Raw genomic sequence first — 20,987 nt, 5'->3', positions numbered from 1 at the left:
CGGATTATGCCGCTACCTGGGCACTCGCGCCAGAAGCGGCGGCGGTCCGTGTCGGTCTGACGGTCGCGGGAGTCGGCTCGCGGCAGACGCCCTCAGCGCAGCGAGTCCGAGACGATGCGCGAGAGTATCTTGCGGGCCACGTCGGCAGCCGAGGGCATCATGTCCAGCAGGGCCCGTCCCCGGCGCACTCGGTCCTCACGCGTCTCGGGGAGCTCTGTCAGCTCTCGGCGCAGCCGCTCGACCAGTTCGTCGTCGGCGGGCGATGGCTGCTCGGCCCTCTCTCGGCCCCTTGGATCTGACGTCCGCAGGTACTTCGCCGCGAGGCGGGCCTGCCTGTTCGAGATGATCATGTCAGGGGTTCTATCGGCAGTGCCGGAAGGCCGCTTGACCGCCGGTCGTCGGCCTACTGTGAGATGCCTCACGCTTCGCGGGGAGCTCGCTTGAGGGATGGGGCGCAGGATCGTTCATATCGAAGAGAAAAGCTTCACAAGTCACTTGCTTTCCCGAATGAGCGGGTATTAGAATGACCCGTAGAGAGCTGCTTCGGCAGCCCCCTTACCCCTGAGCCTCAAGGTGCCGGCCTTGGGGCTCGCCCTTTTCTCGGGGCGGATCCCGGGTCCGATGCCGAAGCGCGGCGACGCTAGAACGGCAGCGCGAGGAATCGCGTGAAGAAGCGCAGCCCGTCGAACAGCGGCAGCACGCCTGCGGCGACCACGACGAGAGCCACCGCCACCACGGCCGCCTCGGCCGTCCTGTCCGCGACAGCACCCTCGGCGGTGGCCTCGCCCGCCCCGGCGGCGGGCACGGGGGGGACGCGCGGCTCGTCGAGGTACATCGCGCGGATGGCGCCGCCGTAGTACCCGAACGAGACGACGGACCCCAAGACGCCGACGACGGCCAGCCAGGCCGTGCCCGTCGTCACGGCACCCCCGAAGACGAGGAACTTGCCCCAGAAACCGCCGGTGAGCGGGATCCCCGTGAGGGAGAGCAGGCACACCGTGACCGCGGCGGCCAGAAGCGGACGGCGCTTGCCGGCGCCGGCCAGGCCGGCGATCGTCCCGTCCCAAGCGGGGTCCGACGCCCTGAACGCCTGGGCCGCGAGGAAGGCGCCGGCGGCCGCGACCGCGTACATCGAGCCGAGCAGGTACACCGGGACCGAGTTCGGCAACCCCACGAGGTGCATCACGGTGAGCCCGACGAGCGCGTAGCCCACCTGCGCGATGCCGGAGTACGCGAGCATCCGCGCGTACGACGTCTGCTTCAGCCCCCCCAGGTTCCCGAAGACGATCGACGCCACGGCGAGCGCCCCCAGCATCCACAGCGCCGGCCCGTCGAACGGTTCCCCGGAGAAGACCACCGGGAACATGATGAACGCGATCGCGAGCACGGCGAGCTTCGGACCGCTCGCCAGGAACGAGGCCATCGAAGGCGGGGCGGTCTCGTACGCGTCGGGGGCCCAGGAGTGGAACGGGAACGCGCCCAACTTGAACGCGAAGGCCGCGAGCAGGAGCGCGAACGCGGTGAGCGCCGCCCGGTCGCCCGGGCCGACCGCGCGCGCGATGTCCGGCAACGACAGCCCGCTGCCCAGCGTCCCGTACAGCACGGCCAGCGCGTAGACCAGCAGCCCCGTGGCGACCGCCCCCTGGATGAAGTACTTCATGGCGGCCTCGTCGGAGCGCCGGCCGCGCGCGCCCGCCACGAGCGCGTAGCCGGTGAGCGCGACCGCCTCGAGCAGTATGACGAGCGCGACTATGTCGACGACGCCGGGCAGGAGGCCCGCGGCGGCCGCGGACAGAGCCGCGAGGGCGGCCATCTGCCCCCCGTTGGGCGCCGCGCTGAGCGCGCGGTAGCCCCCCAGGACGGCCACAGCGGCCAGGGCGTGGACCAGCCCCGCGATCATCCATAGCGCCGGCACGAACCCGAACGCGTCGAAGCCCAGCACCGCGGTGTCGCGGGCGGCCAGGACGAAGGCCGCCGTCGCGCCGGCGGCGAGGCCGGCCGCGATCACGACCAGGGCGGCGCGCCGGCGCTCCCCGGCGTCCAGCGTCAGACCCAGGACGGCGCCCGCCAGGACCAGCCCGGTGGGCAGCAGGACCATCCAGTCGCTCACGAGCCACCCCCGATCGTCGCCGCCAGGGCCCGAACCACGGGCCCAGCGGCATCCACGACCAGGGCGGGCCAGACCCCGAGCGCCACGATCCCCGCCGCGAGCGGCGCGACGGCGGCCCACTCCCCCGCCCGCAGGTCCGAGGTGCCCGCCCATTCCTGTGCGACGGGCCCGTGGTTGACGCGGCGGACCGCGACGAGGTTGTATGCGGCCGCCAGAACGACGCCCGCGGCGGCGACGGCCGCCCACCAGCCGATCGAGCCGAAGGTCTCGAGCACCGTGACGAGCTCTCCCGGGAACCCTGAGAGGCCCGGCAGGCCCAGGCTGGCGAGCGCCGCGAACGTGAAGGCTGTCGCCCAGCCGGGAAGGGTTCGCCCGAGCCCGCCGAAGCGGTCCATCTCCCGGGTGTGCGTGCGGTCGTACAGCAGACCCACCAGGAGGAAGAGCATGCCGGCCACGAGCCCGTGGCTGACCATGACGAGCATCGCCGCGCCCAGCGCGAGAGGCGTCCCCACGCCGAGCGCGAGCACGACGAAGCCCATGTGCGAGACGGAAGAGTAGGCGACGAGCCGCTTCAGGTCGCTCTGCGCCAGCGCGACGAGCGCCCCGTAGATGATCCCCCCGATCCCCAGCGCCACGAGCACCGGCTGTGCCGAGGCGAAGGCCTCGCCCGCCACGGGCATCGCGAGGCGGATCATCCCGTACCCGCCCATCTTCAGCAGCACGCCCGCGAGCATGATCGAGCCGGCGGTAGGCGCCTCGACGTGGGCGTCAGGGAGCCACGTATGGAGTCCCATCACCGGGATCTTCACGAGGAAGCCCGCCGCGAGCAGCCAGAACACGGTGGCACGCATCTCGTCGGCCATGCCTCCGGCCGTCAGCCCGAAGCCCGGGACGAACTCCAGGCTCGCCGAGGAGAACGCGACCATCATCAGTCCGACGAGCATCAGCGCGCTGCCGGCGAAGGTGTAGATGAAGAACTTCATGGCGGCGTGGCGCCGGTCCTCGTGTCCCCAAAGCCCGATCAGGAAGTACATCGGGATCAGCACGGCCTCCCAGAACACGTAGAAGAGCAGGACGTGCGCGGCGAGGAAGACGCCGGCCACCGCCGCTTGCAGGGCGAGCAGCAGCGCGAGGTGGGCCGCGGGCGAGCGCTCGATCCGCCACGACGCGAGGATCGAGATCACGCCGAGGAAGGCCGTCAGCGCGACCAGCGGCGCTGCCAGGCCGTCCAGCGAGAGCACCCACCAGGTCGCGCCCTCGCCTCCGGCCGGCAGCCGCTCCACGAGGCCCTGCGCGCCGGACATGCCCGCCAGCGCGACGCCCGTGACCGCCATCGCGGCCAGCGACGACGCCAGTGCGAGCACGCGCGCCAGGCCGGCGGAACCCCTGCCGGCCAGCGCCACGAGGACCGCGCCGGCGAGCGGTACGAGAACGACTGCGCTCAGCACGGCCTCACCTCCCGATCCATCCGAGGAGCGTCTCCAGCGCGCTCCCGGCGGTCGTCAGCGCGATGAGCGCGATGACCCCCGCGCCCATGAGCGCGGCGTACCATTGCCCGTCGCCGCTCTGGAGCCGCGCGAGTCCGCGGCCGACGGAGCGCGCGACCGATGCCGAACCCTCCGCGATGCCGTCGAACGTCAGGCGGTCGAGCACGGCGTACGTCATGCGGGAGAGGCCGAGCACCGGTTCCACGACGAACCGCCCCACGGCCGCGTCCACGCCGTAGGCGTTCCGCGCCGCGCTCCACGCGGTACCCAGGCGGGCCTCCAAGAGATCGTCCGCCTCCGGCCCTCGGCGGTACAGCATCGAGCCCGCGGCGATGCCGGTGAGCGCCACCGCCACCGAGGCCGCCGCGACGGGGAGCGATATCGCCTCCTCGTGACCTCCGAGCAGCTCCGCCACCCCGCCGGCTCCGGCGCCCAGGACCGCGGCGGGCACGGCCAGCGCCACGAGCGGCAGCCACATCACCGGGCCGCTCTCGTGCGGATGACCGTTGCCCCGGTACTCCCCGAAGAACGTGAGCACCGTGGCCCGGGTGATGTAGAAGGCCGTGAAGGCGGCGGCGACGAGCAACGCCGCGCCGGCGGCCGTCGACGCGCCCAGCACGCCGTGGACGACCTCGTCCTTGCTGAAGAATCCTGACAGGGGCGGGAGGCCGGCCAGCGCCGCGGCGCCGATGACCCACGTGACCGCCGTGAAGGGCATCCTGCGCGCCAGCCCGCCCATCTCGCGCATGTCCTGCGAGTCGGTCCCGTGGATGACCGACCCCGACCCGAGGAAGAGCAGCGCCTTGAAGGCGGCATGCGTGACCAGGTGGAACATCGCGGCACGCCACACGCCGGCGCCCAGCGCGGCGAACATGAAGCCGAGCTGGCTGATCGTCGAGTACGCCAGCACCTTCTTGATGTCGTGCTGTCCCAGGGCGATGGTAGCCGAGGCGAGCGCGGTGAACGCCCCGATCCCGAGGATCACCGTCAGAGCGGCGGAGGACGCCTCGAACAGCGGCCACGTCCGCGCGACCAGGAAGACGCCCGCGGCGACCATCGTGGCGGCGTGGATGAGCGCGGAGACCGGCGTGGGGCCGGCCATCGCGTCGGGCAGCCAGATGTGCAGCGGGAACTGCGCCGACTTGCCCGCGGCCCCCACGAACAGCAGCAGCGCAGCCGCGGTGAGCGCCCATGGTGCGAGGTCGGGCAGCGCGGCCATCACGTGGGTGTAGCCGGTCTCACCGGTGTGGCCCCAGAGCAGCGCGAGCGCTACGAACAGGCCCACGTCGCCGACCCGGGTCACGAGGAACGCCTTCATCGCCGCGGCCGCCGCGGTGGGCTTCTCGAACCAGAAGCCGATGAGCAGGTAGCTGCACACGCCCACGAGCTCCCACGCGATGAAGAGCCCGACGAGCCCGTCGGCCAGCACCAGGCCGGTCATCGAAGCGGTGAACAGCGACAGGACGGCGTAGTAGCGCGCCAATCCCCGATCGCCGGCCATGTATCCCACGGAGAAGACCATGACCATGAGCGCCACGAAGCCCACGACGACCAGCATGATCGAGGTGAGGCCGTCCACGGCGTAGCCCACGTCCAGCGAACGCCCCCCGATCTCGATCCACGGGACGGACGCCGATGCGGTGAGCCCGCCGACGAACGGCGACGCCGCCTCTCCTTCGCCGCGTCCGGCTATGTGCGCGAGTCCGGTGAGGAGCACGGCCAGCGGACCGAGAGCCGCCACCCACCTCGTCACCGGAGCAAGGCGCGACCCTCCGGCGGCGACGATAGCGGCGAGCGCCACGGGCACTGCCGCGGCCAGCCAGGGAGCGTCGAGAAGAAGCCGCATCCTACCCCTCCACCTCGACGAGTTCGTCCACGCGGCCCCTGCCGGTCCGCTTCACGACGCTGACGAGCAGCGCGAGGCCCACCGCGGCTTCGGCCGCGGCGAGCACCAGCACGAGCAGGCCCAGGGCCTCGGCGGTGGCGGGATCGGGACCGGCCACCGAGGAGGCGGCCGTCATCGCCGACGCGATCAGCTGCACGCTGGCCGCGCCCAGCATGACCTCGACGCTGGCGAGCACGCCGATCACGTCGCGCCTCACGAGCACGCCGTAGAGCCCCAGGCAGAACAGCGCGGCACATACGACGAGCACGTTCACCGCCGCTCACCTCCGACGATAGAGAGCACCGCCACGAGTGCCGCGAGCAGCAAGGCGCCGACGAGCTCGAAGTGCGGCAACAGGGCGCCGAGCAGCCGGTCGCCCACCGCCTCGATCCCGGCCCCCGCGGCGGCCGCCCCCGACGGGAGCGAACCCTGCAGCGACGTGACCAGCAGGACGAAGAGTGCGACGGCGACCATCGCGGAACCGACGTCGTGCCGGTTGTCCAGGTCCGGGGTGCCCTTCTCGGTGCGGTGCAGCAGCATGATCGCGAACAGCACGAGCACGAGCACGCCCCCCACGTAGAGGAAGACCTGCGCGACGGCGAGGAACGCGGCGCCGTACAGCAGGAAGTACCCCGCCACGGCGAGCAGGAAGGCGCCCAGGCCGAGCACGAGCCGCATCACGTCCCGGGTGAGCACGACCGTCGCCGCGCCGGTCAGCGCCACCGCTGCCAGGCCCCAGAAGAGCGTCTGTCCCACGAGCGTGCTCACAGCGCTCCCTCCTCGGCCACCGGCGGGCAAGGCGCGTCCGCACCGCCGTCGGCACCGGTCGCGCGCGTCCCCGTGCGCGGGCGCCGCATCTCACCCTTGTCGAAGAGCATCATGTCGCGGTGGTAGAAGGACAGCTCGTACTGCCCGGTGTGGGTGAGCGCGTCGGTCGGACACTGCTCGGCGCACAGACCGCAGAAGCAGCACTTGGTGAGATCGAGCTCGTAGCGGGTCAGGCATCGCTGGCCCGGGTCGTCGACCCGCTCGACGCGGATCGCGTAGTCGGGGCACGTGCGCGCGCAGAACTGGCAACCGACGCAGACCTCGGACTGACAGCGCAGGCAGCGCGCGGCCTCCATCAACCCCTCGAGGTGCGTGAAGCCGAGCTCCACCTGCCGGAAGTCGCGCGCGCGCTCCTCGGCCGGCGCCATCGGTATCTCCACCCGGCGGCGAGTCTCCTCGACGCCGTCGAGGACGGCGGCCTCGTACTTGTCGTAGCGCGGCACGGGCCGGGCCACCCTCCCCTCGGAGACGCTCTGGCCGGAGAGGTAGCGGTGGATGGACGTGGCCGCCTCGTGCCCTGTCGCGATCGACCCGATGCAACTGCCGGGGCCGGTGACGACCTCGCCACAGGCGAACACGCCCGGCACCGCCGTCGTGAACACCGCGCCGTCCACGGGCAGGTTGCCGCGCTCGTCCAGCTCCAGGTCGGTGCCCGTGACCACGCCCTTGAGGTCGGAACCCTGGCCGATCGAGAAGACCACGATGTCCGTCTCCACCTCCGTGTACACGTCGCCGAACTGGGGAGCGAAGCGTCCCGTCTCGTCGAACACGGACAGGCACTGCCTGAGCTTCATGCCGCGGACCTTGCCGCCCTCGCCGGTCAGCACCTCCTGAGGGCCCTGGCCGCACATCGCGATCACGCCCTCGTCCAGCGCCTCCTCTATCTCCCAGGGATGGCAGGGCATCTCGGTCTCGCCCTCCAGGCAGGACAGGCGGACCTCGGTGGCGCCGACGCGCAGGGCGCAGCGGGCCACGTCGACGGCCACGTTGCCGCCGCCGATCACGAGCACGCGCTTCCCGCGCACCCCCGCCTCGCCCCTCCAGTTCGCGGCCTTGAGGAACTCCAGCGCGCCGCGCACGCCCTCGGCGTCCGCGCCCGGGATGGGCAGCAGGCGGCTCACCTGCAGGCCGGCGGCGATGAGCACGACGTCGTACTCGCCGATCAGGTGCTCCAGCGGCACGTCGCGCCCTATCTCGATCCCGCAGCGCAGGTCCAGGCCCATGCGGACGAAGTCCTCGATCTCGCCGTGAAGGATCTCCCGCGGGAGGCGGTAGCTCGGCACGCCGGAGTTCAGGGCCCCGCCGGGCGTGTCCTCCTTCTCGAACATCGTGACCTTGTAGCCGAGCGTCATCAGGTCGTACGCGGCGGCCAGGGCGGACGGTCCCGAACCGACGACGGCGACGGACTGCGGCCGCGTGACCGGCAGCGGCGCCACGCGCTCCTCTCGCACGTCCACGTAGCCCTCGTAGGCGATCCGGTGCAGCGGGCGCACGGCGACGGGCTCGTCGTAGTAGTTGCGCCGGCATGCGGTCTCGCAGGGGTGATGGCAGATGCGCCCGAGCACGCCGGGGAGGATGTTGCGCTGTCGCACGAGCTCGTAGGCCTCGGCCGCGCGGCCCTCGGCGAGGTGGTAGTTCTGTCCTCGGACATCGACGTTGGCGGGGCAGTTGCCCACGCAGGGGGGCAGGCGGTCGGCCCGATACGCGGCGTCCACCGCCGCGTTGTGCTCCGTGGGGAGCACGGAGAACAGCGGTATCTCGTCCGCGCCCAGCGCCCCGCGCAGCGACAGCGCGCCACGCCAGCGAGGCGACAGGTCCACCTTCTCGGCGGGGTAGCGTACAGTCAGCGGTCTGCGGAACGCGTGCCGGGCGGTGATGCCCAGGCCGGTCGCGAGCGAGCGCCAGGCGGCGACGAACGCGCCGACGCCGCGCCCGTCCCCGTCCGTGACCGTCAACCGCGGCTGGACGGCCTTGGCCGGCGCCGTCTCGCCCTTCGGCTCGGGTGCGCCTCCCACCTCGGTCTCCTCTAGAGCCATGGGATCACCACCCCGACGATGAGGAGCTGCACCAGCGCCAGGGGCGTCAGCACCTTCCAGGCGGTGGTCATCAGCTGATCGGGGCGCATCCTCGGGAACGTCCACTTGACCCACATCATCGCTACCGTCAAGACGACGGCCTTGACGATGAGCACGGCCACGCCGGCGGCCCCGGTGAGCGGCCAGCCTCCGCCGAAGAACACGACCGCGGCGAAGAGCGACGTGGCCAGCGCCCCGCCGTACTCGGCCATCATGAACAGCGCCCACCGCATCCCGGAGTAGTCGGCGAAGTAGCCCGCCACGAGCTCGGACTCCGCTTCCGGCAGGTCGAACGGTCCGCGGTTGAGCTCGGCCAGCGAAGCGATGAAGAACACGACGAAGCCGATGAACGTCAGCGGCAGCCACCACACTCGCCACTCGCTCAGCACCGCCAGCGGCCTCAGCGAGCCGGCCAGCAGCACGATGCTCAGCACCGCCAGCGAGCGCGGGAGCTCGTACGAGATCATCTGCGCCGCGGCCCTGAGCCCGCCCAGGGTGGCATAGGTGTTACGCGAGGACCAGCCGCCCAGCAGCACCCCCAGCACCGCGATCGACGGCACGGCGAGGAAGAACAGCATGCCCACCGAGCTGTCCACGGGCGCCCAGCCCTCGTTCCCGCTCGTCATCGCCAGCGGCACGACGACCAGCGACATGAGGATGGGTGTGGTGACCAGCAGCGGCGCCATCCGGAACACGCCGGGCGAGGCCTGCCTGGGCAGCACGTCCTCCTTGGTCAGCAGCTTCACGAAGTCGTACGGGAGCTGCAGCAGCCCGAACGGCCCGGCCTCCTGCGGTCCGTACCGCCGCTGTATCCGGGCGGAGACCTTGCGCTCGCCCCACACGCCGAGGACGGTCGCCACCGCCACCGCGACGCCGGCGGCGAGTCCCCATACTGCCCCTCCGAGGAAGCCCGTCAAGCTCACCGGTCCACCTCCCCGAACACCGGGTCGAGCGAGCCGAGGATGACCACCAGGTCGGACATCATGTGGCCGACCGCGAGCTTCTCGAGCAGAGCCAGGTTGCAGAACGCGGGGGAGCGCACCTTCATGCGGTAGGGCTTGGGCGAGCCGTCCGACACGAGGTACACGCCCAGGGAGCCTCGGGCGGACTCGATGTGGTCGTAGGCGTCGCCGGGCCTGGGCCTCAGCAGCCTCGGCAGCCCCTCGGCACGCACCCGCCCGGGCTCCATCTGCTCGAGGGCCTGCTCGACGATGCTCACGGACTCGTAGCACTCGAAGAGCCGCACGCGGTTGCGGTCGTACGCGTCTCCGTTGCTGCCCAGCGGCACCTCGAAGTCGAAACGCGGGTAGACCGAGTAGGTGTCGTCGCGCCGCAGGTCCCAGTCGACACCGCTGCCGCGAGCGACCGGACCGGAAGCCCCCCATGCGACCGCGTCCTCGGCGGAGAGCACGCCGATCCCCTTCAGGCGCCCGCGCGTGATCACGTTGCCGAAGAAGAGCTTGTCCATCTCCGCCACCGCGCCGCGATGCTGGGCGCAGAAGGCCCGCACGTCGTCCAGCCAGCCGTCGTCAGGGACATCGAAGCTCACGCCGCCGGGCCGCACGTAGTTGTAGGTGAGGCGGGCCCCGCAGAGGCGCTCGAAGAGGTCCACGACGAAGTCGCGCTGGTTGAACGCGTACAGGAACATCGTGAAGGCGCCCGCGTCGGCCGCCGCAGAGCCCATCGCCATCATGTGGCTGGCGATGCGCTGCAGCTCGCATGTGATGACGCGAAGGTACTCGGCGCGCTCGGGCAGCGCGATGCCCGCCAGTCGTTCGACGGCGCGGCAGTAGGCCCAGTTCGCGTACATCGATCCGACGTAGTCCAACCGGTCCGTCAGCGGCACGACCTGGAGGTACGTGCGGTTCTCGGTCATCTTCTCGATGCCGCGGTGCAGGTAGCCGATGACCGTCTCGGCCTTGGTGATCACCTCGCCGTCGAGGTGCGCGATGACACGGCAGACCCCGTGGGTGGAGGGGTGCGACGGGCCGACGTTGACGACGAGCTCGGTGACGGCGCGTCCCTCGTCGTCCACCGCTGGGCAGGAGCTATGGATGTCCAGAGCCATCGGATACCTCAGATGAAGTCGGGCCGGGGGACGATGCGGTCATCGGTGTAGTCCTTGCGCAAGGGGTGGCCCTCCCACTCCGGCGGCAGGAGGATGCGCCGCAGGTCCGGATGGCCCTCGAACTCGATGCCGAAGAGGTCGTACGTCTCGCGCTCCTGCCAATCGGCGGCCGGCCACAGGTCGGTCAGCGAGCGGACCCGCGGCTCCGAGCGGGGGACCTCGCACTTCAGGAACATGCCGGCGCTCATCGAGCGCGACTGCAGGCGGTAGACGAGCTCGAAGGTCTCGCCGCGGTCCACCGCCGTGACCATCCCCAGGCGGTCGAAGCCCAGGTCGCGGAGGTCGGAAGCGGCGTCGTGCAGCTCGCCGCGCTCGACGCCGAGCACCCCGTCCCCGAACTCTGTCGAGAACAGCGGGCACAGGTCCGGATGGGTCGCGCAGAGGTGCTCGCGCAGCTCTTCGATGTTCACGCGACCTCGCCTTCCCCTCCGTCACGCTCGCCCGCTGCTGACGCGGCAGCAGGCGTCTCCTGGTCGTGACGAGTGGCGGGAGTGGGCAGCAGCAGTCTGCGCTCGTAGCGGCGCCCCTCCGAGATCGACTCGGTGGCGACCTTCTCGCGCAGCCGAAGGATCGCGTCCTGCAGGGCCTCCGGCCGCGGCGGGCACCCCGCGATGTAGACGTCGACCGGCAGGAACTCGTCCACGCCGCGCACCACCGAGTAGGAGTCGTAGTAGAAGATGCCGCCGGAGACGGCGCAGTTGCCCATGGCGACCACCCACTTGGGTTCGGCCATCTGCTCGTAGAGCCTCTTTATCGCCGGCGCCATCTTGCGCGTGACGGTCCCCGCCACCACCATGACGTCTACGTGCCGTGGGTCCGGCCTGGGGAACGTGCCGTGACGGTCGAAGTCGAACTTGGAGAACGACGCCGCGATGAGTTCCATCGCGCAGCACGCCGTCCCCATGGGCATCGCCCACAACGAGTGCCCCCGGGACCAGTCCAGCACGGCGTCCAGCGAGGTCAGGATGACGCCCCCGCCGGGGATGCGCTCCAGGGCCTTGCCGAGCCCGTCCACTATCGCCACTGCAGCGCCCCCTTCCGCCACGCGTAGAACAGCCCGAACGCCAGGAGCGCGGCGAAGGCGCCGACCTCGAGCAGTCCGACCGCCGAGCCGCGCAGCCGCGGCGCGACGGCGAACAGCAGGATGGCCTCGGCGTCGAAGAGGACGAACAGCAGCGCGATGGTGCTGAATCGGACGTTCACGGGCCCCCATGGCCCACCCGCTTGCGGCATGCCGCACTCGTAGGGCTCGACCTTCTCGGGGGTCGGTCGGCGCGGCGCCAGAACGGCGTTGAGACCGAGCACCACCAGGATGAACGCGACCGCGGCGAAGGCCAGGCCGAGTACCAGCATCACGTCCTGCGGTGCCGCTGCCTGCATTCGCGCTCCTTACCCCGTCCTTGGCCGGGACGCCCCCGACGACTCCTTGTAACAGCATGTTACAAGCCAAGATGCCGTTTCCGAACAGGTAGGATGCCGTGGGTACGGGACGTCACCTCACCTGGTTCGGCGGAACGCGCCCCGTGCCGGCGGAAGCGCCCCTCCGCGATTCTAGCCATTGAGGACGACGATTGTAAACATTGTTACATTGTTCCTTGGGGCGTTCCTTCAGCTCCCCCGCCCTCGACCCGCTCGGTCAGGTCCAGCCACTCGCTCTCGAGTCCGGCGATGCGCGCCTTCACGGCGTTGAACTCCTCCGCGATCCCGAAGAATCCGTCCTTGTCCTGGTACAGCGACGGTTCGCCCAGGAGCGCCAGCAACTCCTCGTGCCGCGCCTGCGAGGCCGCCAGCTCCTCCTCCACCACCCGGAAGCGCTCCTTGAGCTCGCGGGTGGCGCGGTAGGCGCGGTTCCGCTCCTCGGCCTCGGCTCGCTTGCGCTCGCGGGACTTGGGGCCGCTTCCGGGGGCCGTCGGGGGGCGCGACCCCCGGTCGCCGGCTTCGGCCCCCGCGGGGCCTGCGGAGGCTCCCTCCGGCCGCATCCCCTCGGCCGCCCGGTCGGTCCCCGCCGACGCGTCGCGCTCGGCACGCTTGCAGAGGTAGTAGTCGTAGTCACCCTCGAAGACGGCGACCCTGCCGCCCGGCCGCACCTCCACGATGCGGTTCGAGACCGCACGGATCAGGTGCCTGTCGTGGGTGATGAGCACGAGCGTGCCGGCGAACCCTTCCAGCGCGTCCTCGAGCATCCCCACGGAGGAGATGTCGAGGTGGTTCGTCGGTTCGTCCAGGCACATCAGCGGCGCCGGCCGGACCAGCATCTTCGCCAGCGCCAGGCGGGCCCTCTCGCCGCCGGAGAGCACGGCGACCCTCTTGTCGACGTCGTCGCCGCTGAACAGGAAGGCGCCCAGCAGCTTGCGCGCCTCGGGCTGGGTGAGCTCCGGGGCCGACAGGTACAGCTCGGCGAGCACCGTCTTGGCCCTGTCGAGCGCCTCCAGCTGGTGCTGAGCGAAGTAGGCGCGCGAGACCTTGGGGCCGAGGCGCACCTCGCCGGCGTCGGGCTCGACCTCGCCGGCGATCAGCTTGAGCAGCGTGGACTTACCCGCACCGTTGGGCCCGACGAGCGCGACCTTGTCGCCGCGGTACAGCGACATGTCGAGCCGCTCGTAGACCACGTTGTCGCCGTAGGCCTTCCGCACGTCATGCAGGCGCACGACCTCCTCGCCGGTGCGCACCGGCTGGGGGAAGGCGAACCGCACGCGCTTGCGCGCCTCGGGCAGCTCGATACGCTCGAGCTTCTCGAGCGCTCTCACGCGGCTCTGGACCTGACGGGCCTTGGTGCTCTTGTAGCGGAAGCGCTCGATGAACCGCTCCGTCTCGGCGACCCTGCGCTGCTGGTTCGCCCGAGCCCCCCGCAGCCGCTCGGCCGCCAGCTCGCGCTGGCGCTCGTAGGCGGAGTAGTCGCCGTGATAGAGCGTGAGGGTGCCTGCCTCGATCTCGGCCACGCGGTCGACCAGGCCGTCCATGAACGCCCGGTCGTGGCTCACCAGGACGACCGCGCCGTCGTAGGAGCGCAGGAAGCCCTCCAGCCACGTCACGGTCTCGAGGTCGAGGTGGTTCGTCGGCTCGTCGAGCAGCAGCACGTCGGGCGCGGCGAGCAGCAGCTTGGACATGGCGAGGCGCATCTGCCAGCCCCCCGAGAGCTCCTGCGGAGCGCGACCGAGGTCGGCCTCCCGGAAACCCATGCCTCCCAGCACGGCCCTCGCCTCGGCCTCGAGCGAGTATCCGCCGAGGTGCTCGAACCGCTCGCGCAGACGCCCGTACCCGGCGAGCAGGCGCTCCAGCCCGACGCGGTCCCCGTCGGGCGCGTCGTCGGCGGCCGTCGACACCTGCGCGATCTCCTCCTCCAAGAGCCGCAGTCTGTGCTCCAGCGTGGCCACATGGGAGCGCGCGGAGAGCGCCTCGGCCAGCACGGTCTCCCCGCCGAGCTCGATCGCCTCCTGGCGCAGGTAGCCGACGATCGCGTCCTTGGCGCGCGTGACCGCGCCCTCGTCGGCGGACTGCTCGCCGGCGAGGATCTCGAGCAGGGTCGTCTTCCCCGCGCCGTTGGGGCCGACGAGCGCGACCCGGTCACGGGCACCGACGCGCAGGCAGGCGCGCGCGAACAGCGTGCGGTGCCCGAACGTTTTCGCCAGGTTTTCGGCGGTGATAATCACGGCAGGGTGAGTCTAGCAGAGGGGGTGCCAGTGGCGGTCCGCGGCTCCGTGCTGGTCGTGGGCGGCGGGAGCGCGGGGACCGCGGCGGCTCGCATCCTTGCGGACGCGGACTTCCGCGTCACCGTGGCCGAGCCCGGTAAGCTCGGCGGATTGTGTCTCTGGCGGGGCTGCGTCCCGAAGAAGGCCCTCTACCGCTCTGCCGACGTGCTTAGGCTGACCCGCTCCGCCGAGCAGTTCGGCGTGCTGCCCGGCGAGCCGGCGCTGGACTGGCAGGGCGTGCTCGCCTGGAAGTGGCACGCGCAGGAGACCTACGCGGGCGACCAGGAGGCGCTGCTGGCGGCACGCGGCATCGAGCGCGTCGACGCGCCCGCCCGCTTCCTCTCCCCTGAGACCCTCGAGGTCGGCGGCAGCGTCCTGGCGCCGGACCACGTGGTGGTGGCCGCCGGCTCGGAGCCGGTCGTCCTCGGCATCCCGGGGGCCGAGCTAGCCGACGTCTCGGACGACGTGCTGCACTACCCCGAGCCGCCGGAGAGCCTGCTGGTGATCGGCGGGGGCTACGTCGGGATGGAGTTCGCCTCGGCGTACGCGCTGTTCGGCACCGAGGTCTCCGTCGTCACGGACGGCGTGCGCGTGCTGGAGCATGCCGACGCCGAGGCCGCGGGGGTCGTCACGAAGCGCATGGCAGCGACAGGCGCGCGATTCGTCACGGGCGCGCGCGTGAGCGCGATCGAGGGCGAGCCGGGTGCCCTGCGCACCTACTACGAGACCCCGCGGGAGAAGAGCTCGATAGGCTCGCAGCGGGTGCTGATGGCAGCGGGACGCCGCCCGGCGCTCTCCGAGCTCGACCTCGCCACCGGAGGCGTCGAGACGGACGAGCGCGGGAGGCCGGTGCTCGACGAGGCGCTCCGAAGCGTCTCGAACCCGCGCGTGTTCTTCGCGGGGGACGCTCGCGGCGACCTCATGCTGACCCCGCTCGCCTCGTACGACGGACGCCTCGCGGCGCGCTCGATCGTCGGCGGTGGGCCCCTGCCCCACGACGCGGTCGTCCCGCAGGTCACGTTCACGCATCCGCCCATCGGCCAGGTGGGCCTCACCGAGGAGGCGGCCGCGGCTCGCGGCCTCGCCGTGCGCGTCGGACGCCAGCCGTTCGAGCCGCTGGGCGCGGCTATCATCGACGACGAACGCACCGGCTTCGTCAAGCTGCTCTTCGCCGCCGACGACGGCCGCCTCGTCGGGGCGCACGTGGCCGGCGTCGCCGCGCCTGAGCTCGTGTGGGCGCTGGCGCTGGCGGTCCGGGTGCGCGCCACGGCCGAGGACATGCGCGCCACCCTCGGCGTACACCCCGCCTTCTGCGAGGCGCTCAACTGGGCCGCGTGGGCTTGAGGGTCGCTGCTCGGGACCCGCACCGTCGCCGCTCGGCCCCCGTCAACGGAAGAGCCGGAACAGCAGGTTCAGAAGGAGCGTCAGGATCACGCTCAGGATGAGGGTCGTCGCGATCGGGATATAGCAGCTCCAGCGGTCGTCGCCGAAGCGCAAGTCACCGGGGAGTCTGCCGAGCCCGAGCAGGCCGCCGACCCAGAGCAGCGCCCCGGCGAGCGCGAGCACGACCGCGAACGCCACGAGGATCTTGCCGATCGACTGAAGGTCCAACCGCGCCTCCCCGTCGGCCATCGGACCGAGCCGGCGACATCCCCTCGCCGACCGAGCCAAGCATAGCGAAAGGCCCCGGAGCCGTCCGCTTCGGAGCCTTCTGAGTCTGCGTGGTGCGGCGATGCTGGACCGCTTCGAACGGCTTGGTTGGCACCAGGTGGCGGTGGCGCCCCGTCAGCTCGACGACGAAGCGCGCGCAGGGCTTGCTCGTCCGATGCACTGAGGTTTGGTCCTCTCAGTCCGTCGACCAGGGCGAGCAGTCTTCGATGCTGCCCGTCGAAGTGGATCGCCCGTTGCGCACGACTCGTTCCAGGGGGCAAGGGCCACGGGAATCGTCCCCTTCACGTTAAGGTGCCGTGCGACGCGTATTCCCCCGGAGGGCGAGAGCGCAGTCAGCCCGGGCGCCCGGTGATCGCAGCGCAAGCCGGACGCAGGGAGGAACGCCGAGCTGCGGGACGGCGACGTAGTGGCCTACCGGCTGAAGACGCCCCTTCTCGACTTCCTTCGGAGAAGTCGAGAAGGGGCGTTCTGTCATCCATGGTGGGCGATACTGGATTTGAACCAGTGACCTCTTCCGTGTGAAGGAAGCGCTCTCCCCCTGAGCCAATCGCCCGTGGCGCCTGCCTCCCGGCTCGAGCCCGGGAAGCGGCGAAGGGTATTGTACCGGGGATGCCCCCGCCTGTCAGCACCCCATCCGTACACCGCCACCGGCGGTGCTCGCTAGCGGTCGCCGTAGCCCTCGGGGTGGCTCTCGTGCCAGCGCCACGCGTCGCGGATCATCTGCTCGAGACCGCTGTCCGGTCTCCACCCCAGCTCGCGCTCGACCCGTTCGGTCGAGGCGACGAGCACGGCGGGGTCTCCCGCCCGCCGAGGACCGGTCGTGACGTCCACGTCCACCCCGGTCACCTCGGCGCACGTCCGCACGACCTCGAGGTTGCTGTACCCGGTGCCGCTGCCGAGGTTGAAGACGCCGCCTCCCTCGTGCTTCGCCAGTCGTTCCAGCGCCAGGCGGTGCGCCTCGGCGAGGTCGATCACGTGGATGTAGTCGCGGATGCAGGTGCCGTCCGAGGTGCGGTAGTCCCCGCCGAAGACCTCGAAGCCGCGCTCCCCGCTCTGCATGGCGCCGAGGATCCTCGGGACGATGTGGGTCTCGGGCACGTGCGCCTCACCCAGGGAACCGTCCGGCCACGCGCCGGCAACGTTGAAGTAGCGCAGACGCACCGATCGGATGCCGAGGTCCTCGAAGCCGTCGAGGGCGCGCTCGAAGAGCAGCTTGGAAGCGCCGTAGACGTTGATGGGGTACGTCGGGGCGCCCTCCGATATGGGGAGCGAGGCGGGCTCGCCGTAGACGGCGGCGGTGGAGGAGAAGACGATCGAGCCGATGCCCCGGCGGACCATCTCCTCGAGCATCACCGAGGGCTTGAGCGCGTTGTTCTCGATGTAGTGCCACGGGCGCTCGGCCGACTCGGCGACGTCGATGTAGCCCGCGCAGTGAAGGATCGCCTCCACGTCCGGCATCGCCTCGGCGAGGGCGGCGGGGTCGCCGACGTCGCCTGCGACGAAGGTCGCCCGAGGATCGACGGCGCGCTCGTGCCCGTTCTCGAGCGTGTCCAGAACCACGACGTCGTGCCCGGCGTCCAGCAGGACGCGTGTCGAGATCGATCCGACGTAGCCCGCGCCGCCGGTCACCAGGATGCGCATGAGACCTCCCCTTCGTGTGCCGGGACGTGGCCGTGCGTGCCGGTAAGGCCGCCGCAACGGCAGGTTATCGCAAAGCGTCGCGCTTCGCCGCCCAGCGCATCAGCCCGTCGCGCCACTCAGGCAGCCGCACCCCGTGGGCGGCCGCCCGCGAGCAGTCGAGGCACGTCGCGCGAGGGCGCGCGGCCCGCAGCGGGAACTCGCCCGCGCCGGCGGGCTCCGCCTCCGTGCCCCGGCCCGCCGCCCCCAGCGTCGCTGTCGCGAGGTCGAAGCGCGAAGCGCACCCCTCGCCGGCCAGGTGGAAGAGGCCGCGTCCTCCCGCCTCCCATAACCCGAGCAGACCGGTCGCGAGGTCCTCGGCGAACGTCGGGCTCCCCCACCGGTCGGCGGCCACCCGAAGGCGATCGCTCTCCTCGCTCCAGGCCAGCACCTTCGCCGGGAAGCCGGAGCGCCCGTCGCCGTAGACCCACGAGGAGCGCACCACCAGGACCTCAGCACCGGACGCGAGCACCTCGCGCTCGCCGGCGAGCTTGGACTCCCCGTAGGCGTTCAGCGGCCGCGGCTCGTCCTCCTCGGTGTAGGCCGCGCCCTTCTCGCCGTCGAACACGAAGTCGGTCGAGACGTGCACGAGCCCGCAGCCCGCCTCGGCGGCAGCGCGGGCGAGGTTCGCGGGGCCGACGACGTTGCCGGCCTCGCGGTACGCCGCGTCGGTCTCACAGCGGTCGACGTCGGTCGCGGCGACGCAGTTCACGACGAGTGAGGGACGCGCTTCGGCGAACGCGAGAGCCACGGCGAGGGTGTCCCCCACTTCGAGCTCGGCGTGTGTCAACGGAACCGCGCGCCCGCCCAGCAGTCGTGTCACCGCCCGCCCGAGGCTGCCGCCCGCACCGGCCACGAGCACGCGGCCGGGGGCCTCCTCAGGCACTCCGGCTCCCATACCAGCGCTTCTCCCAGGCCGCGAACTCGCCGGCTGCGTGCTTGATCGGGCGCCACCACGCCTGGTTGTCGCGGTACCACCGGATCGTCTCGCGCAGGCCCGCCTCGAACTCCACCGCCGGCTCCCACTCGAGCGCTTCCCGCGCCTTGTCGCAGGCGATCGAGTAGCGGCGGTCGTGGCCCGGGCGGTCCGCTACGCGCTCGATGATGTCCTCGGAAAGCCCGAGCTCGTCGAGGATGATGGAGGCGATCTCGCGGTTCGTGCACTCGTTGCCGCCGCCGATGTTGTAGACCTCGCCGGGTTCCCCCCGCAGCGCAGCGGCCTCGACACCGTCGCAGTGATCGTCGACGTGCAGCCAGTCGCGCACGTTCAACCCGTCGCCGTACATCGGCAGCCGCTTGCCCTCCAGAGCGTTGGTCACGAACAGCGGGACGAGCTTCTCGGGGTATTGGTGCGAGCCGTAGGTGTTGCTGCCCCGCGTGATGCAGGCGGGAGTCCCGTAGGTGGCGTGGTACGCGAGCACCTGCAGGTCGCCGCCGGCCTTGCTTGCCGAGTACGGACTGCTCGGCGCCAGGCGGTCCGCCTCGCAGAAGCTGCCGCTTTCGATCGAGCCGTACACCTCGTCGGTGGACACCTGCACGAGCTTGCCGACCTCCAGCTCCCGTACGACCTCCAGAAGCGTGTGCGTGCCGAGGATGTCGGTGCGCAGGAACGACTCGGGGTCCGCGATCGAACGGTCCACGTGCGTCTCGGCCGCGAAGTTCACGATCGCGTCCACGCATCCACGGCGGTGGACGCCCGCCTCCACCGCCCTCCGGTCGCAGATGTCTCCCCGGATGAACGTATGCCGCGGATCCTTGGCCACCGTCGTGAGGTTCTCTCGGTTCCCGGCGTAGGTGAGCTTGTCGAAGGTCACGATCTCCCAGTCGGCGTGCTTGGCGAGCATCCGGCGCACGAAGCCGCTGCCGATGAAGCCCGCGCCCCCGCAGACGAGCAGCCTCATCCGTTCCTCACGCCCCAGTCGTACCCGATGACCTCGTCGTCGAAGGGCAGCCGGTGCTCGTCCGGGTTCTCGTGGTCGTAGGGTTCGCTGGGGATGTTGATGATGCAGGCCGCCTCGGTGCCCACCGCCGTGAAGCCGTGGTAGACGCCCGGCGGGATGATCAGGAGCCGCTGGCGCTGCCACCCGATGACGTGCGTCTCGGTCTCGCCGAAGGTGGACGAGCCGTCCCGCCGGTCGTGCAGCGCGACCTTGGCCATCCCCGAGACGCACACGAAGTGGTCGGTCTGCTTCGTGTGGTAGTGCCACGCTTTGACCACCCTCGGGTAGACCATCGTCATGTACACCTGGCCGAAGCGGACGAAGTCCGGGTCGTCCGAGCGCCACATCTCCATCAGCATCCCGCGGTCGTCGGGGATGACCTTGAGCTCCTTCACCTTCACGCCCTCTATCACGCGCGCCTCCTAGACGATCTCGACCTCGGAGTTGTCCCCGAGCATGAGGTGGAACGCAGCCGGTCTCCCGTCGGTCCGACGGACGACGGCGTTGCAGCCCATCAGGCTGTCGGAGATCCGGGCCCCGGCGTGCTCCACGCGCGCGCCAGGCATCATGATGGAGTGCTCGATCTCGCTGCCGAGCACGGCGCAGCCGTCGTGCACGGAGGTGTACGGTCCTATGTAGGCGTCCACGATCTCACAGCCCTCGCCGATCACCGCCGGGCCGCGCACGGTCGAGTTCACCAGCCTGCTGCCGGCTCCGAACCGCACCCGCCCATGCACCTGCGATGACGCGTCGATCTCGCCCTCGATGTCCGTCTCGATCGTGTCGAGCATGATGCGATTGGCCTCCAGCATGTCCTCGAGCTTGCCGGTGTCCTTCCACCAGCCCTCGATCACGTGAGGCCGCACGACGAGGCGGTTGTCCACCAGCCACTGGATCGCGTCCGTGATCTCCAGCTCGCCGCGCACCGAGGGCCCGATTGCCTTGACCGCGTCGAAGACGTGCGGGTTGAAGAGGTACACGCCGACGAGCGCAAGGTCGCTCGGAGGGTCCGCCGGCTTCTCGACCAGCCGGAGCACCGAACCGTCCTCGGCGAGCTCGGCGACGCCGAACTGCGACGCGTTGGGCACGTGCGCGAGCAGGATCTGCGCGTCGCAATCGTTCGCCTCGAACTCGCGCACGAACGGCCTGATGCCGTCCTTGATGAGGTTGTCGCCGAGGTACATGACGAACGGCTCGCCGCCCATGAACTCCTCGGAGATGAGCACGGCGTGCGCCAGACCGAGCGGCGCCTCCTGGGGGATGTAGGTGACCTCGCAACCCCAGCGCGAGCCGTCGCCGAGCGCCTCGCTGACCTCGTCGGCCGTGTCGCCCACGATCACGCCTATCTCCCGGATGCCCGCGTCACGGATCGCCTCGATCGCGTAGAAGAGGATGGGCTTGTTGGCCACCGGGACCAGCTGCTTGGCGCGCGTGAACGTGATCGGCCGCAGCCGCGTCCCCTTACCTCCTGCCAGCACGAGCGCCTTCATGGGCGGA

The 20,987-nt window shown here is 71.0% G+C and carries 20 protein-coding genes and 1 tRNA gene; 1 reads left to right on the top strand and 20 read right to left on the bottom strand.

From position 1 onward, the window contains the following. Positions 1-92 precede the first annotated feature (92 nt). The 13 genes from IBX62_01325 to IBX62_01265 form a co-directional block, all read right to left on the bottom strand. On the bottom strand, positions 93-350 hold the full coding sequence (locus IBX62_01325; protein MBE0475731.1) for a hypothetical protein: 258 nt from the start codon (positions 348-350) through the stop codon (positions 93-95). A gap of 290 nt (positions 351-640) precedes the next feature. Further along, the gene (locus tag IBX62_01320) at positions 641-2,110 is read right to left on the bottom strand and encodes an NADH-quinone oxidoreductase subunit N (GenBank protein MBE0475730.1); all 1,470 of its coding nucleotides are present in this window, start codon (positions 2,108-2,110) and stop codon (positions 641-643) included. Then, positions 2,107-3,558, bottom strand: a complete 1,452-nt coding sequence (locus tag IBX62_01315; GenBank protein MBE0475729.1) for an NADH-quinone oxidoreductase subunit M — start codon at positions 3,556-3,558, stop codon at positions 2,107-2,109. The genes IBX62_01320 and IBX62_01315 overlap by 4 nt, the downstream gene beginning before the upstream one ends. A 4-nt stretch (positions 3,559-3,562) precedes the next feature. Beyond that, positions 3,563-5,443, bottom strand: coding sequence for an NADH-quinone oxidoreductase subunit L (gene nuoL / locus IBX62_01310; GenBank protein ID MBE0475728.1), 1,881 nt, complete (start codon positions 5,441-5,443; stop codon positions 3,563-3,565). Position 5,444: 1 nt separating this feature from the next. Continuing rightward, the gene (gene nuoK / locus IBX62_01305; GenBank protein ID MBE0475727.1) at positions 5,445-5,756 is read right to left on the bottom strand and encodes an NADH-quinone oxidoreductase subunit NuoK; all 312 of its coding nucleotides are present in this window, start codon (positions 5,754-5,756) and stop codon (positions 5,445-5,447) included. Continuing rightward, entirely contained in the window at positions 5,753-6,250 is a 498-nt protein-coding gene (locus tag IBX62_01300) for an NADH-quinone oxidoreductase subunit J (protein MBE0475726.1), read from the bottom strand. The genes nuoK and IBX62_01300 overlap by 4 nt, the downstream gene beginning before the upstream one ends. Then, positions 6,247-8,325 carry an FAD-dependent oxidoreductase gene (locus IBX62_01295; GenBank protein MBE0475725.1) on the bottom strand — a complete coding sequence of 693 codons (2,079 nt, stop codon included), beginning with the start codon at positions 8,323-8,325 and terminating at the stop codon, positions 6,247-6,249. Before IBX62_01295 ends, IBX62_01300 begins: the two co-directional genes overlap by 4 nt. An 11-nt stretch (positions 8,326-8,336) precedes the next feature. Further along, positions 8,337-9,308 (bottom strand): NADH-quinone oxidoreductase subunit NuoH, encoded by a 972-nt coding sequence (nuoH, locus tag IBX62_01290; GenBank protein ID MBE0475724.1) that lies wholly within the window; start codon positions 9,306-9,308, stop codon positions 8,337-8,339. Then, the gene (locus IBX62_01285) at positions 9,305-10,453 is read right to left on the bottom strand and encodes an NADH-quinone oxidoreductase subunit D (GenBank protein ID MBE0475723.1); all 1,149 of its coding nucleotides are present in this window, start codon (positions 10,451-10,453) and stop codon (positions 9,305-9,307) included. Before IBX62_01285 ends, nuoH begins: the two co-directional genes overlap by 4 nt. A gap of 8 nt (positions 10,454-10,461) precedes the next feature. Next, entirely contained in the window at positions 10,462-10,923 is a 462-nt protein-coding gene (locus IBX62_01280) for an NADH-quinone oxidoreductase subunit C (GenBank protein ID MBE0475722.1), read from the bottom strand. Beyond that, positions 10,920-11,558: an NADH-quinone oxidoreductase subunit B gene (locus IBX62_01275; protein MBE0475721.1), complete on the bottom strand. Its 639-nt coding sequence runs from the start codon at positions 11,556-11,558 to the stop codon at positions 10,920-10,922. The genes IBX62_01280 and IBX62_01275 overlap by 4 nt, the downstream gene beginning before the upstream one ends. Next, on the bottom strand, positions 11,528-11,893 hold the full coding sequence (locus IBX62_01270; protein MBE0475720.1) for an NADH-quinone oxidoreductase subunit A: 366 nt from the start codon (positions 11,891-11,893) through the stop codon (positions 11,528-11,530). Before IBX62_01270 ends, IBX62_01275 begins: the two co-directional genes overlap by 31 nt. Positions 11,894-12,096: 203 nt before the next feature. After that, positions 12,097-14,163 carry an ABC-F family ATP-binding cassette domain-containing protein gene (locus IBX62_01265; GenBank protein ID MBE0475719.1) on the bottom strand — a complete coding sequence of 689 codons (2,067 nt, stop codon included), beginning with the start codon at positions 14,161-14,163 and terminating at the stop codon, positions 12,097-12,099. A gap of 30 nt (positions 14,164-14,193) precedes the next feature. Between IBX62_01265 and IBX62_01260 the strand changes: the two genes are divergently transcribed. Continuing rightward, positions 14,194-15,546, top strand: coding sequence for an NAD(P)/FAD-dependent oxidoreductase (locus tag IBX62_01260; protein MBE0475718.1), 1,353 nt, complete (start codon positions 14,194-14,196; stop codon positions 15,544-15,546). Positions 15,547-15,588: 42 nt separating this feature from the next. Here IBX62_01260 and IBX62_01255 read toward each other — a convergent pair whose 3' ends face one another. The 7 genes from IBX62_01255 to IBX62_01225 form a co-directional block, all read right to left on the bottom strand. After that, on the bottom strand, positions 15,589-15,813 hold the full coding sequence (locus IBX62_01255; protein MBE0475717.1) for a DUF2905 family protein: 225 nt from the start codon (positions 15,811-15,813) through the stop codon (positions 15,589-15,591). A 538-nt stretch (positions 15,814-16,351) separates the two neighbouring features. Further along, positions 16,352-16,426 (bottom strand) — tRNA-Val (locus IBX62_01250). Positions 16,427-16,533: 107 nt separating this feature from the next. After that, the gene (gene galE / locus IBX62_01245; protein ID MBE0475716.1) at positions 16,534-17,514 is read right to left on the bottom strand and encodes a UDP-glucose 4-epimerase GalE; all 981 of its coding nucleotides are present in this window, start codon (positions 17,512-17,514) and stop codon (positions 16,534-16,536) included. A 64-nt stretch (positions 17,515-17,578) separates the two neighbouring features. After that, on the bottom strand, positions 17,579-18,436 hold the full coding sequence (rfbD, locus tag IBX62_01240) for a dTDP-4-dehydrorhamnose reductase (GenBank protein MBE0475715.1): 858 nt from the start codon (positions 18,434-18,436) through the stop codon (positions 17,579-17,581). Then, positions 18,429-19,451: a dTDP-glucose 4,6-dehydratase gene (gene rfbB, locus IBX62_01235; GenBank protein MBE0475714.1), complete on the bottom strand. Its 1,023-nt coding sequence runs from the start codon at positions 19,449-19,451 to the stop codon at positions 18,429-18,431. The genes rfbD and rfbB overlap by 8 nt, the downstream gene beginning before the upstream one ends. Beyond that, entirely contained in the window at positions 19,448-19,903 is a 456-nt protein-coding gene (locus tag IBX62_01230) for a dTDP-4-dehydrorhamnose 3,5-epimerase family protein (GenBank protein MBE0475713.1), read from the bottom strand. Before IBX62_01230 ends, rfbB begins: the two co-directional genes overlap by 4 nt. Before the next feature lie 9 nt (positions 19,904-19,912). Further along, entirely contained in the window at positions 19,913-20,980 is a 1,068-nt protein-coding gene (locus IBX62_01225) for a glucose-1-phosphate thymidylyltransferase (GenBank protein MBE0475712.1), read from the bottom strand. Positions 20,981-20,987: the final 7 nt, after the last annotated feature.

The sequence above is a fragment of the Coriobacteriia bacterium genome (assembly GCA_014859305.1).
Lineage (GTDB): Bacteria > Actinomycetota > Coriobacteriia > Anaerosomatales > Kmv31 > Kmv31.
Note: the sequence above shows the minus strand (reverse complement) of the source record. Positions and strands in the feature narration are given on the sequence as shown.

Coding starts and splice junctions, on each gene's coding strand:
- nuoL (MBE0475728.1), bottom strand. CDS start 5,443: ATGCGGCTTCTTCTCGACGCTCCCTGGCTGGCCGCGGCAGTGCCCGTG.
- IBX62_01270 (MBE0475720.1), bottom strand. CDS start 11,893: ATGCAGGCAGCGGCACCGCAGGACGTGATGCTGGTACTCGGCCTGGCC.
- galE (MBE0475716.1), bottom strand. CDS start 17,514: ATGCGCATCCTGGTGACCGGCGGCGCGGGCTACGTCGGATCGATCTCG.
- IBX62_01325 (MBE0475731.1), bottom strand. CDS start 350: ATGATCATCTCGAACAGGCAGGCCCGCCTCGCGGCGAAGTACCTGCGG.
- IBX62_01285 (MBE0475723.1), bottom strand. CDS start 10,453: ATGGCTCTGGACATCCATAGCTCCTGCCCAGCGGTGGACGACGAGGGA.
- rfbB (MBE0475714.1), bottom strand. CDS start 19,451: ATGAGGCTGCTCGTCTGCGGGGGCGCGGGCTTCATCGGCAGCGGCTTC.
- IBX62_01225 (MBE0475712.1), bottom strand. CDS start 20,980: ATGAAGGCGCTCGTGCTGGCAGGAGGTAAGGGGACGCGGCTGCGGCCG.